Genomic DNA, 11,186 nt, shown 5'->3' with positions numbered 1-11,186 from the left:
ATAAACCTGTCTAACGCCTTGACCGCGCTTTATATTGAGGTGCTGACGTGGCGATCCTTCCACGCCCTGTGATCAGGGATTTAAGAATGCGATCACGGATTGTCTGATAATCTGGTGGAGTCGTTTCTTGTCTATCATCTGGTCTAGTCTCTGGGCTAATTTCCATTAATGTTTCTGGCGGTTGCTGGATATCATCTTGTCTAAATTGTTCTAGCAACCGCCGTTCAACTCTCCCCAGGCGTTCGTCTAACTTGCTGTCTATATTTTTGTCTATCTCAGCCAGAATAGACTCGTCTAACTACAAACAGTACAATTTTTTGCACCCGATAAATCGGCGGATGAATTAAGTGTGCCTACAGGAGCATTATTACTTAGTCAAATAGTCAGGGCTTACACATGACAAGAATTAATTTTCTAGTAATCGTGCAAATTATTTGTCAATTCTTTGATCATAACTCCCCAAACCCCACCACCAGCTGCTTCAAGCAATAGTGCGACAATAGCCCTTTTCGCACCACTTAGCGCAAAAAATACGCTCTTTACAACTAAGATGTAGCAAGAGTATTAAACCGATGCTGCTCCCCCTTAAGGTCTGCTGACAAACCCATGAACCCCATTCACCCGGAAAATCTTAGTTGTTCTAGAAAACTCACTTGCGTTAGCGATCGGCGAAGATTTTTCCCTAGAGAATGACCCCGATGTAATAGGGCAGTTGATTGGCGACAAGCGATCGCCCAACACCAAGCGCGAATACCAGAAAGACCTGAAAGATTTTTTTCTGTTTGTCGTTAAGAAAAGAACCCAGCCGGGATTTGGTTTTGGAATTCCTTCACCTGGAACAACGTCATGCCGTTTGTGGTTCTCAAGTACAAGGCACACCTCATCAAGAAAAAGCTGGCTGAAGCTACAGTGAATCGTCGCCTTAGTGCTATCAAGTCAATGGTTGAGATGGGGCGACGGCTGGGTGTGTGCAATTTTCTCTTTAGATGATGTCAAAGGTGAAAAGGTCGAAACCTACCGTGACACAATGGGCATTCCAGCCGAGGACTATGCCAAGTCATAGCGCTAGTTGACCGCATTACCCTTAAGGGCAAGCGCGATTATGCCATTATGCGGTTACTTTGGGATAATGGCTTGCGTCGTCAGGAGATAGTCAATTTGAATGTGCGTGACTTTAACGCCAAGGAAAAAACTCTTGAAATCCTGGGTAAAGGCAAGGGTAGCCAGAAGGAAGTTCTTGACCTATCGGAAAGAACCACCGACGCAATCTCCGGTTGGATAAAGGTAAGTAAGAAGAAACGTAGTAATGAAGCGCTTTTCACGGTGCTGGCATACCACAAGAATGGAGCGAGATTAACCGGGGAGGCAATCAGGCGACTGGTGATGGGCTATGCAAGCAAGCCGGAATTACTAAGAAGATGTCACCGCATCGTGTCCGCCACAGTGCGATTACTACAGTATTGGATCTGAACAATGGGAACTACCGTGCTACTCAGCGATTCAGCAGACACGCCCAAGTGCAGACGGTTTTGAAATATGATGATAACCGCCAGCGTTTACAAAAGCAGATGAGCGACTCAATATCAGAATTGATTTAGAAAAAAGCTCAAAATATTGATCTGCTGGAGTTAGATATTATTAAGAAGCAAATTGTGGGGATTTTCGAGTAGAAAATGATTATCAACTTTTACTAAATCACCTGTGCAGCGAATTGGTAAACGTTCCTGATAAGCTTTAATGGCTAAGATATAATCATGGTCTGCTAGTTCGGTTTTTATTTCTCGTAATTTATCAAAAACTTCACCTAGTAAAGTAATTTCTCCACTCAGAGAATCAATTGATGGAGTGGCAATTTGCATAATTACGCCTTGCACAGTGAAATTGGAATAATTGGTAATAAAATTCGCTTAATATCTCAACTTGGTCACGATTTTCTACTGTCTCTAATGTTTTTAATATATCGCTGATTCTTTCAGCATAATCTCCTAAACTATGTTGGAGAGGTAGCAATATTTCATATTCAGGAGCGTCAGATTTTTTTAATCGCCAAATTGCCCCAGCATCATTATAAATACGCCCGGTTTCATGCCAACCTGTTGCTTGCAAGTGCGCCTGGATAACATCAGGGTTAACAGTTTTGAGTCTTTCACTATCTTTGATAGTAACTTTCATGGTAAATCTCCAAAACTAATGCGTTGAATGATGGATTGGAGTGATAGGGGTGTCAACTGATTACTACGGGGTATTTCATAGTAACATTGGTTGTATTTTCGTGTCTGGCATTTCGCGCAAGGATACCCAGTAACCAAATGTCTATACAAAGTTCATCTTCGGTTTGCTTTAACCAGTCTGTTATCTTTTCTGGAACTAAAACGACTACTAAAATCCGAGGGACAAGGGCATTGATTTTTAAATCATTATAGTTTTTTGAGATTGAGGGATATTTAATATAGTTTTCATCCAGAATATCTCTGGATGTACATTTTACTTGTAGTTCTAGTCTAGGGGAAAGAATTTTACCTGTACCGCCCCTGCTGACTATACCTAAATCTACGCTGTCGTTATCGACTTCTGGTCTATATAAAGAATAACCTGCAACGGCGGCGATGGCTCTAATATAGGTGATGCTAAATTGTTCTTTTTGTTGGTTAATATCCATTAAATTACAAATTACAAATCAAGCTAATGCCAACAGCATCGATTATTACTCAAAGCTTGATGGCAATTCATAAGAATGCGCTAAGAGAACTTTTGCATCATCGACTTCGCCCGTCGCATATTTTGCTACTTGTTGCTGTAATCATTCTTCGTTATCGCTTCAGATAACACTGCACTGAGAAATTCTGGATTTGCCTCACAATACTCAAACATGGCTTCAATCAGAACCTCTCGACAAATGCCGTTCTCCCGACACACCTCTTGTAGGCTGAGCTTACTCCCTGCTCCAACCGCAGCGTACTTTGCTTTGTTTGCAACGGCTGTTTAGATACATTAGCCTGATTTTCTGTTATTCAGTATCGCACTTTCTTGGTTCCTAATATCGAGGTATCTGGACTTCCAGAATCTACGAAGTATCTCGACTTTTGACAGAAGGACGGCTCCGCTGCTTCAATCGCTCTAGTGCATCACTCATGAGTTAACGCCTCAATAATTTTGCCAACGGATATTGCAGGTCGGATTGCCCCAGGTTGACAACAGCTTGCCTTGTCGGATTGCACTCTTAAACTTCTCCGACTCGCGGATAGAAGGTAAAATTGGGATGTCGAGAGCAAACTCTCGCATCGCTTCAATATTTTGCCTACCTTCTAAGGTTTGGGTGTTTCCTACCCAGCGATCTCGAAAAGGAACTATCCCTAATACTCTCCCTGTAAATGCCATTAAGTTGGCTTGTTCTGTTAAGAAGCTCAGGGTATCAATTAAGCTGTTGGTTCCCTTAACGTTGGCTTCGACGGGATGATGACATAATCAGACGTTCCACTGCTGTTAGGCACAGTTGGGAGCGCGATGGTTGCACGTCAATCAGGACATAATCAAAATATGGCTACAGATTTGAGGCGTAGTTTGAGGATAAATGCTCCCGTACCACTGCTACTGAGGAAATCTGAAACCTTAAACAGTCCCTATCCGCTGGGATAAGAAATAGATTTTCATGGGTGGTAGGGTAAATACCATCTTCTGTTGTCACTTGCCAGTTAGCACTTCAATAAGCTGGGCTGGTTTGGGTCTACCTCGTGATTTAAATAAAAGTCAGATTTGCTTGTGGAATCTGCGTCTATAGTCAACACTCGTAAGCCAAGTCGTGCTAGTAGCAGTGAGGTAAAGAAGATAGTGGTTGTTTTCCCCTGACCACGGAGAGTGAGATGCATGAGCAGGTTCGCATGGGTTAAACCCCCAATTCGATATAGCCAAGCATACATATATTACTCTAAACCTCTAGATATTTAGATATCAATATAAAAAATACCTAAATATCAAATATCTATAAATCTAGATATCTTGACTTCTGGATACCAGGTGTATTGGTGCTTTAAGTACCGAAGACTAGCAAGGTAGTTTTGGACAGGAGAAGCGATCTCATAACGTAGATTTTTACCGATGCTTGAAACTGAAGTTTACGCCATAATAATTCGAGGCCTTCTGGAAATTTTCTTACTTTGATTTGCGTTCCTAACTCTTCTCCCAAGGCGGGAGTGAGTGATCACGCCAACTAATTTTTCTTGCTGACCCAAAGATTGTAGGATACTTGAGACACTTTGCAGAGTTTCAGCATCTAATGTTCCAAATCCCTCATCTATAAACAGACTACCTAATTTAGCTCCTCTAGACAACTTTTCTGAAAGTGCCAAAGCTAGGGATAAAGAAGTAGCAAAGGTTTCACCACCGGATAGGGTTTGGACTCGTCTTGTTTCACCACAACTCCAGTTATCTTCTACTCTATATTCTTTATTTTCATATTTCAATGCATATCGCTGTTCTGTAAGTTCCAGCAAAAGACTGTTGCTTGTTCTACTAGTTCACGTTCAAAATGCTGGAGAATATAGTCTTGAAAGCGATCCGATTTCAACTCTTTGGACAAAATTTGATATATTCTAGCTCTTGTTGTTTGTAGATAGTTGTGCTTGCAATTTCTCTACTTGTTCTCGCTGTTCCTCAGCTTTAGCAATCAAAAGTTTTAAATCGTTGTATTCATCTTGTGCTTGTTTATATTGTTCTCCAGCATCAGCAACAGATTTTTCATACTGGGCAATTATTTCTGCGTTTGTAGTTCTGTCACCAATTGCGTCAGTTCTCGATTAATATTAGTTTCTAACTGAATTTTATTAGTGTTGTAATCATCAATTTTATGCTGCCATTGTTTTTGCAGTTCTGGGGGTACTTTAGATTGCTGAAATATTTGCTCTGTAAAGTTTGCAGATAGTAAACTAGTATGCCATTCAGCTTCTAGACGTTCCTTTCAGCAGAAGCTGAATCAAAGTCTTCTTTGCCTTTACATCACTTTGTTGAGCTTGCCGAAATTCATCACGAGCAGTTTGATAGCACTGATTTTCATGCTGAATGCGATGCTTTAAATCTCGTTTATCTTCTTCTAGTTTTTGGAATAAATTCTCATAAGAATCACTACCAGTAAGCTGGGAAATTGTATCTAATATTTCCTGAGTTTGTGTTGTTTTTGGTCTATTTCAGTTGTTAGGTCTTGATGTTGAGTTTGCGTATCTAACAACTTAGTTTTAACAAAATTCAAATTGAGTTCACTAGCTTTAATTTCCGCCTCTGCTTTTTCTTTAAGTATGAAATAGGTCTGATAATTAGTATTACTTTTATGTAGTGATTGGCGTTCTTGTTCAAGTGCCTTAACTTCCCATTTATCTGTATTTAATATGACAACAATTTGTTCTGTCTCTGCTTCAAGTTCAGCTTCTTTTTCTGCTAATATTTTTTGATACTCAGTTTGTTGTTTCTTCAGATGTTCTCTTGTGGTTTCAGCTTGGGTTTTTGCTTCAGTAGATTTTTGGCGATTTTGTTCAGCAGCGCGATCACGTTTTTCTATGTTTTGATATCGCCTGAAGATTCTAGTTGTGGTAATAAGTGGGCTTCTGGATAAATTCCACCGCATACTAGACAATCATCACCCGTATGCAGCAATGCACGTAAAGCCGCAGCATAATTTTTTTGTCTAGCAGTATCTAATGCAACACGAGATTGATTGCATTCTGCTTCAGATTTTTGGAAGTTTAAATAACAGATTGATAATTAAACTCAGCAGTGTCTAACTCTTGAGTAATTTGTTGTAACTTCGTGCGATCGCTTTCAACTTGCTTTTGGATTTCTTGCCATTTAATTAGTAGTGGTGTCACTTGATTAAGTTGCTCTAATCTTGTACCACCAGGAGAAGATTGAGACAGTTCATTATTAGCTCTCGTCAATATCTGAATTTTTTGATTTAATTCAGCTTCAGCCTTTTTTACAGCTTTATCAGCCTCAGTTATTAGCTGATTTTTTTCTATTAATATTTTTTCTAAGCGTTTTACTTCTTCCTGAATTTTACGATGCTGTTCTTCATAGATTTTGGCAGCATTAAGAGCTTCTTCTCGCTGTTTTTAGTTGCGGTGTAATTTCAGCTTCATAGGCTTGTGTTTTCTGAAAGTTATCTTCTTGAATTTTAAAAGCTGATTCTTTCTCAACCAAAGCTTTAGCAGCAATCTCAACATCAGATCGAGTCTTGTCATATCGATGACGAGCCGAATTGACTGATGTCCAAGTGGCAGATAAGCGATCGCCAACTCGTGCTTGTTCTAATTGCTGTTTTAATTCACTTATTTTTGGAGTTTCTTTATTTAATTCTTCAAGTTGCTGTTGCCAATTTGCTAAATCTCTCAGACGTTGCAATAATCCTTTTTCGGCAGCTAAAGCTGTTTGTGTCTTGATAACTGTTTCATGTAATCTGGGTAGTTCTTCTGCTAGAAACTGAGAGCGATCGCGCCGTTGAGAATTCAGTTCTATATCTAATGATAAATCTAGATTTTTTAGCTGTTCTTGAATTGCGTTATATTCACCTTTAATAATATTAGCTCGTGTCCCAGCCTGCGAACACATATTTTCAAAAATTCTTTCATATCCAACCAAACTGCTTAAAATCTTCCGTCTATCAGCACTTTTACCTTTGAGGAACTCATCAAATTGTCCTTGAGGAAGCAGAATAACTTTAGTAAAAGTTTCAAATTCATCCCTAAAACTTTCTCAACAATGGCGTTAATCTCTGCTTCCTTTTGTTCTCCAAAAGGTTGAAAATCACCATTTATCTGCTTTTCTAATTTAAAAGTTACTTGGGGTGTTTTAGTACGATATGACCATGAGCGAAAGACTAGATATTCAGTTTGATTTACCAAAAATCGTAATGATACCTGTAATTTTAAACTTCCCTGACTCAACAATTCTTTGGGTTGAGTTTTCTTGCTACTTTCCCATATAGTGCCAAAGTCATCGCATCAAGCAAAGATGATTTACCGGCACCAGTTGGGCCAGTAATAGCAAATAATTCCAGTTTCTCAAAATTAATCTTTGCCTGATTCCTAAAACTGGTAAAACCTTCTAAAGTTAGCTCAAGTGGTCGCATCTTGGGTTTCCTTGATTTCTTGATATAGTTCTTTAAACTTTGCTAAAACGGCGGGAGCAGGTGTTGTGTTTAATTCCTCTTGGAAGTAGCGCTTAAATTCTTCCACTGGATCAAACTCTTCTTGTTTTACAGATTTTTCCCGCCTTGATTCCGCTTCTGGATAACGTGGCTCAATTTGCAGCACTTGATCACTACAAATTTTGCGAATTTTGTCAGCTAATCCTATTTGAGGTGTTTGCAAGTTGATAATTACCTTCAAATAACCAGAATAATCACGGAGAGGTTCTAGCTTTTCTTCGTAATCACTCAATTCACATTCGAGTATCTGCAAAGGTTTTTGACAGGGGATAGATATAAACTCCGGTTTTTTTGCAGGAGAACCTGGTTCAACATCAATGAGATAAAATCCTTTTTCTTCCTCAGCTTCGCCAAAGTCCACTTGAATCAAAGAACCGGAATAATAAGTAGGAGCCGCAACGGGAATTTGTTGGGGTTTATGGATGTGTCCGAGAGCAATATACTGAGCTTCAGCAGGTAGGCTTTGTCCAGCCAAGGCATAGCTTTCTTTGGTGTGATGACGGGCTTCGGAATTGGCTAATTTAGCACCATCAACAGTGAGGTGAGCCATGAGGATATTCACACTATCATCTTGAAAACCAGTGGCTAAGTTGTTGAGCAAATAGCCTACCCTTTCTCTGTAGTGGTTTATTTGCTGTAACTCGTCCATTGTCCACAGATTTTCAACTGTCAATAGTCGTCGTTCTGAAGCAAAAGGCATAGCAGCTACACGCAGTTTGCCGTTAGGCGTTTCTATGCTAATTAAACCTCCTTGGTTGACGCGACGAGGTTTCCCTAAAATCTGCACGCCAGCTAAAGACAAGAGATTAGCTATTCCATCAAAGCGGGAAGCAGAATCATGATTACCTGCGATCGCTATTGCCGGAATTTTGGCATTTCGCAACCCCTCAAAAAACTGATACGCAACTCGTTCAGCATCAGATGCAGGATTAGGAGTTTCAAAAATATCGCCTGCGATTAAGACGGCATCAACTTCTAATTCTTTGGCTTGTCGTAAAAGTTCATTCAGAGTAAATTCAATTTCTGGGGTACGATCCTTGCCTTTGAGGTGACGCCCCAAATGCCAGTCAGATGTATGAATTAAACGCACAATTCCTCCTAAAAACGGTCAATATCAGCTTCGATGCTGGTAATTTCTGCTTGGCTAAAAAATACTTCTTCTTTGCGAGTGGCGTAGGCGGGGAAGGGGAAGTTAACTAAAATTGGTGCGGGGACTTCTGGCTGATGCACAAACATCGTGCCTGATTTAAGAAACAAAGCTCGTTTGCGACACGAACCTGTCAAAAAATTGTATTCTGGACGTTCTGCTTCGGCTGAATCTAACCTACCCACAACACGGATAGCTGCTTGTCCAACAACGCGCCGTTCGACTTCTGAGGCGGTTTGCTGTGCGCCAATTAAAATAATTCCTAGCGATCGCCCCCGTTCTGCAATGTCTACCAGCAAATCTTTAATCGGGCTACGTCCATCACGGGGTGCATATTTGTTCAACTCATCCAGAACGATAAAAACAACGGGTTCTCTTCCCTGTTTTTCTTTTTGAAAAAATAGCTTTTGTAGTAAAACACCCACAACAAATTTTTGAGCGCGGGCACTGAGTTTGTGGATATCAGTTACAGTTAGTTGAGCATCTGAAGCTATTGGGTCGAGTTGGTATTTAGCAACTTCATCTGGTGATAAATCCCCGCGAATTAAATGGTTAACTTCACTACTGATACCATACAAACGCCGAATCATTGCTTCAGCCGTAGCTGGAACATTTCGCCCTAACCAACGCCTGTTTTCTTCTCTATCTTCATCATTGAGAAGTTTGTCTTCTAAAAAGTCAATTAAATCTCTAAAGGTTTTAATTTGTGTTTTGCCTTCTTCCCCAAACGCTTCTACTTGTAAATAAGCTTGCGGTTTGCGCCGACTCTGGCGATCGCTCTGGTCATTTTCCTCTGCTAGCCGTGCTAATCTTTCTTCTACTGTCGTCACTAAGTAGGATAAATTTCCTCGGTCTAAATCCTCACCAGTGAATAAAAAGCGAAACAGGCGATCGCGGCACAATTCCCGAATACTCCACAAATAAACTGATATCCCCTCAGAACGCTGTTCTAAATCAGAATCAATCGTCAGTGAATCTCTTTTTGGCGTAGCCCGAAAACTTGCACTTTTAAAAGGTTGTACTGGCAAGTTCATCAATTCATATTTATTTTTATCCTTTTGGTTTTCTAAATTGCCATAACTTTGATTGAGTTTATCTAAAAAGAATAAATCCTCACCTTTAACATTGAAAATTAGCGCTTTAGTATTAGCTTTATAAGAACCTAAAACCGGAGAATTGAAAATAGAATATAGCAAAAACAAAGCATAGGATGTTTTAGTAGCAACTCCCGAAACCCCAGAGATATTTACATGAGCGCCTTTCTCACCATTGATAAATGAGTAGTTAAAATATGCGGCATTGCCGTTATTCATAATACCAGATGGAATTGGGGTATCCATGCTGTCAAAATACAAAGCTGATGCCAACTGCTTACCGACAGCGAGGTGAACTGGATCGCCTGGTTGTGGGGGTAAATATTCTTCTGGCTCAATTCTTGTGACTTGAACGTGAGCAGTGTAAGAAATATTTATTGGTAAAATACCTTCTTTAGCAACTAAGAAAGTGTCAGTATCAAATTGCGCTCCTTCGTATTGAGTACGAACATAATCCACCACACCGTAAAAACGCACAATTCCCCCACCGTCTGGACGTTGAGTTTGCACTTCTACAACATCATCTAGCCGTAAAACTTTTTTGGCATCCACTGCTATCCAAAATTCCAAAGGGGTAGCTTCTTTAGTACCTAATACATAACCAATTGGTTCAGAAGATGTCATTTATTACCTCCAAATGATGCCAGAAAGCATTGCAGTCGGCGCTTAATTAGTATTGCATTGCCCATTCTTCTGCCTAATTCCCGTTCCAAAGCACTAACAGGTGCAAGGTTTTGTGGTGCGCGGGGATCTCGTGATGGATGGGAAGCATAATAGGGAATTAAATAGCAAGTTTGATTAGCTATTTCTTTAGCTGTTTCTATATCAATTTTGCTAGATAATTCCAGCCGCACGATGCCATGCAAATCGTGGTAGCCAAGTTGTTGCGCGGAATGTTGAGAATCACCCGATTTCAAATACCAGGAGTATTGGGATCTATCTTTAATATGAAAAATAGGCGTGCGCTGTCCTGGTAATAATTTCCACAGGAGGGCAGCATAATTTTCAGACAGGTATTGTTTGTGCATTGTCTTGATGTAGCCCAAGGTAGATGTTGGCGATTCATATCGCAATGCACCATCCCGAATTACCAAAGTATCTGCATTTTTTACATTTACTTTGCTTACTAGCTGTTCCTCTGCTGCTAGCATGGCATTTTGGACAATTGCACCCCGTGCTTCGGGAGTATTCGGTTGATTGCTTTTAATTGCCGTGTAGAGTAATTCTGCTTTGCTTCCCAAAGGACAAGGGATGGGTGTTGATACTGCATCTTGCTCTCCACCAAAACCCAAAACTCGACGAACATCAATTTCAATGCAACTCGCTTTGGGAATAGTCCGATCCACTACCACAGCCCCCACGGCAATTGTTCCAAAAACACCGTATGTTATCGTGTTACCATCGCCACCGACAAGTGCAGCATCTAGCCGACGACGCCCGTCGATAAAAATGAGGTGATTAGGTAGCGATCGCGCCTGAGAAGACTCAAAACAATCCCAATTATCAGTTTCTACTATCGGGTTTACATCACTTTCAGACAGTGAAAGCTCTTCGCTGATTTGAATTGGCGGCTCGTAGTCATTTCCCCACGGTTCCAAACGAAAGTTATGCGATCGCCAAAAGTTACTTACATAATTATCCTCTAACATTTGGCTTTTGCTCAGTAAATACTATGGTTTTAATAAATGCTATGTTTTCAACATTACTCTTATTAGTCTAAAATTGCCAACTTTATAGATTCATTTCATTGCAT

The 11,186-nt window shown here is 40.3% G+C and carries 18 protein-coding genes; 3 read left to right on the top strand and 15 right to left on the bottom strand.

The annotated features are described in order from the left end of the window. Nucleotides 1–10: 10 nt before the first annotated feature. Nucleotides 11–217: a hypothetical protein gene (locus tag GTQ43_RS39835; RefSeq protein WP_265278147.1), complete on the bottom strand. Its 207-nt coding sequence runs from the start codon at nt 215–217 to the stop codon at nt 11–13. Between the two features lie 708 nt (nt 218–925). On the opposite strand from GTQ43_RS39835, the gene GTQ43_RS39830 reads away from it, so the two are divergent. Genes GTQ43_RS39830 through GTQ43_RS39820 form a run of 3 tightly spaced genes read left to right on the top strand, consistent with a single transcriptional unit; the run spans nt 926 to nt 1,598 of the window. Next, complete coding sequence (locus GTQ43_RS39830) at nt 926–1,063, top strand: hypothetical protein (RefSeq protein WP_265278146.1); 138 nt, start codon at nt 926–928, stop codon at nt 1,061–1,063. 47 nt (nt 1,064–1,110) lie between these two features. Further along, complete coding sequence (locus GTQ43_RS39825; RefSeq protein ID WP_265278145.1) at nt 1,111–1,470, top strand: tyrosine-type recombinase/integrase; 360 nt, start codon at nt 1,111–1,113, stop codon at nt 1,468–1,470. Next, nucleotides 1,419–1,598, top strand: coding sequence for a hypothetical protein (locus GTQ43_RS39820; RefSeq protein ID WP_265278148.1), 180 nt, complete (start codon nt 1,419–1,421; stop codon nt 1,596–1,598). The genes GTQ43_RS39825 and GTQ43_RS39820 overlap by 52 nt, the downstream gene beginning before the upstream one ends. 30 nt (nt 1,599–1,628) lie before the next feature. Here GTQ43_RS39820 and GTQ43_RS39815 read toward each other — a convergent pair whose 3' ends face one another. From GTQ43_RS39815 to GTQ43_RS39750, 14 genes are all read right to left on the bottom strand, one after another. Next, nucleotides 1,629–1,859: a hypothetical protein gene (locus GTQ43_RS39815; RefSeq protein WP_265278144.1), complete on the bottom strand. Its 231-nt coding sequence runs from the start codon at nt 1,857–1,859 to the stop codon at nt 1,629–1,631. Then, nucleotides 1,834–2,172: a hypothetical protein gene (locus tag GTQ43_RS39810; RefSeq protein ID WP_265278143.1), complete on the bottom strand. Its 339-nt coding sequence runs from the start codon at nt 2,170–2,172 to the stop codon at nt 1,834–1,836. Before GTQ43_RS39810 ends, GTQ43_RS39815 begins: the two co-directional genes overlap by 26 nt. Nucleotides 2,173–2,224: 52 nt before the next feature. Beyond that, nucleotides 2,225–2,659 carry a DUF4365 domain-containing protein gene (locus GTQ43_RS39805; protein WP_265278142.1) on the bottom strand — a complete coding sequence of 145 codons (435 nt, stop codon included), beginning with the start codon at nt 2,657–2,659 and terminating at the stop codon, nt 2,225–2,227. Between the two features lie 485 nt (nt 2,660–3,144). Beyond that, nucleotides 3,145–3,378: a hypothetical protein gene (locus GTQ43_RS39800; protein ID WP_265278141.1), complete on the bottom strand. Its 234-nt coding sequence runs from the start codon at nt 3,376–3,378 to the stop codon at nt 3,145–3,147. Between the two features lie 314 nt (nt 3,379–3,692). Then, nucleotides 3,693–3,917, bottom strand: coding sequence for a hypothetical protein (locus GTQ43_RS39795; RefSeq protein WP_265278139.1), 225 nt, complete (start codon nt 3,915–3,917; stop codon nt 3,693–3,695). A gap of 195 nt (nt 3,918–4,112) precedes the next feature. Next, nucleotides 4,113–4,490 carry an SbcC/MukB-like Walker B domain-containing protein gene (locus GTQ43_RS39790; RefSeq protein ID WP_265278138.1) on the bottom strand — a complete coding sequence of 126 codons (378 nt, stop codon included), beginning with the start codon at nt 4,488–4,490 and terminating at the stop codon, nt 4,113–4,115. Between the two features lie 653 nt (nt 4,491–5,143). Beyond that, nucleotides 5,144–5,614, bottom strand: coding sequence for a hypothetical protein (locus GTQ43_RS39785; protein WP_265278137.1), 471 nt, complete (start codon nt 5,612–5,614; stop codon nt 5,144–5,146). Between the two features lie 118 nt (nt 5,615–5,732). Next, nucleotides 5,733–5,924: a hypothetical protein gene (locus tag GTQ43_RS39780; protein ID WP_265278136.1), complete on the bottom strand. Its 192-nt coding sequence runs from the start codon at nt 5,922–5,924 to the stop codon at nt 5,733–5,735. A gap of 151 nt (nt 5,925–6,075) precedes the next feature. After that, nucleotides 6,076–6,594, bottom strand: a complete 519-nt coding sequence (locus GTQ43_RS39775; protein ID WP_265278135.1) for a hypothetical protein — start codon at nt 6,592–6,594, stop codon at nt 6,076–6,078. A gap of 35 nt (nt 6,595–6,629) precedes the next feature. Then, nucleotides 6,630–6,887 carry a hypothetical protein gene (locus tag GTQ43_RS39770; protein WP_265278134.1) on the bottom strand — a complete coding sequence of 86 codons (258 nt, stop codon included), beginning with the start codon at nt 6,885–6,887 and terminating at the stop codon, nt 6,630–6,632. Between the two features lie 38 nt (nt 6,888–6,925). Beyond that, nucleotides 6,926–7,114: an AAA family ATPase gene (locus tag GTQ43_RS39765; protein WP_321162569.1), complete on the bottom strand. Its 189-nt coding sequence runs from the start codon at nt 7,112–7,114 to the stop codon at nt 6,926–6,928. Continuing rightward, nucleotides 7,101–8,282, bottom strand: a complete 1,182-nt coding sequence (locus tag GTQ43_RS39760) for an exonuclease SbcCD subunit D (RefSeq protein ID WP_265278096.1) — start codon at nt 8,280–8,282, stop codon at nt 7,101–7,103. The genes GTQ43_RS39765 and GTQ43_RS39760 overlap by 14 nt, the downstream gene beginning before the upstream one ends. Nucleotides 8,283–8,290: 8 nt before the next feature. Next, nucleotides 8,291–10,057 (bottom strand): ATP-binding protein, encoded by a 1,767-nt coding sequence (locus tag GTQ43_RS39755; protein WP_265278095.1) that lies wholly within the window; start codon nt 10,055–10,057, stop codon nt 8,291–8,293. After that, the gene (locus GTQ43_RS39750; protein ID WP_265278094.1) at nt 10,054–11,082 is read right to left on the bottom strand and encodes a hypothetical protein; all 1,029 of its coding nucleotides are present in this window, start codon (nt 11,080–11,082) and stop codon (nt 10,054–10,056) included. Before GTQ43_RS39750 ends, GTQ43_RS39755 begins: the two co-directional genes overlap by 4 nt. Between the last annotated feature and the right edge of the window lie 104 nt (nt 11,083–11,186).

Origin of the sequence: Nostoc sp. KVJ3, from assembly GCF_026127265.1 — a bacterium.
Lineage (GTDB): Bacteria > Cyanobacteriota > Cyanobacteriia > Cyanobacteriales > Nostocaceae > Nostoc.
This window is presented reverse-complemented; position numbering and strand designations above follow the sequence as displayed.

What these genes read in the sequence shown, in the direction of transcription:
- GTQ43_RS39825 (WP_265278145.1), top strand. Translation starts at nt 1,111, where the DNA reads ATGCGGTTACTTTGGGATAATGGCTTGCGTCGTCAGGAGATAGTCAAT.
- GTQ43_RS39820 (WP_265278148.1), top strand. Translation starts at nt 1,419, where the DNA reads ATGTCACCGCATCGTGTCCGCCACAGTGCGATTACTACAGTATTGGAT.
- GTQ43_RS39815 (WP_265278144.1), bottom strand. Translation starts at nt 1,859, where the DNA reads ATGCAAATTGCCACTCCATCAATTGATTCTCTGAGTGGAGAAATTACT.
- GTQ43_RS39810 (WP_265278143.1), bottom strand. Translation starts at nt 2,172, where the DNA reads ATGAAAGTTACTATCAAAGATAGTGAAAGACTCAAAACTGTTAACCCT.
- GTQ43_RS39805 (WP_265278142.1), bottom strand. Translation starts at nt 2,659, where the DNA reads ATGGATATTAACCAACAAAAAGAACAATTTAGCATCACCTATATTAGA.
- GTQ43_RS39800 (WP_265278141.1), bottom strand. Translation starts at nt 3,378, where the DNA reads ATGGCATTTACAGGGAGAGTATTAGGGATAGTTCCTTTTCGAGATCGC.
- GTQ43_RS39795 (WP_265278139.1), bottom strand. Translation starts at nt 3,917, where the DNA reads ATGTATGCTTGGCTATATCGAATTGGGGGTTTAACCCATGCGAACCTG.
- GTQ43_RS39785 (WP_265278137.1), bottom strand. Translation starts at nt 5,614, where the DNA reads ATGCGGTGGAATTTATCCAGAAGCCCACTTATTACCACAACTAGAATC.
- GTQ43_RS39775 (WP_265278135.1), bottom strand. Translation starts at nt 6,594, where the DNA reads ATGTGTTCGCAGGCTGGGACACGAGCTAATATTATTAAAGGTGAATAT.
- GTQ43_RS39765 (WP_321162569.1), bottom strand. Translation starts at nt 7,114, where the DNA reads ATGCGACCACTTGAGCTAACTTTAGAAGGTTTTACCAGTTTTAGGAAT.
- GTQ43_RS39755 (WP_265278095.1), bottom strand. Translation starts at nt 10,057, where the DNA reads ATGACATCTTCTGAACCAATTGGTTATGTATTAGGTACTAAAGAAGCT.
- GTQ43_RS39750 (WP_265278094.1), bottom strand. Translation starts at nt 11,082, where the DNA reads ATGTTAGAGGATAATTATGTAAGTAACTTTTGGCGATCGCATAACTTT.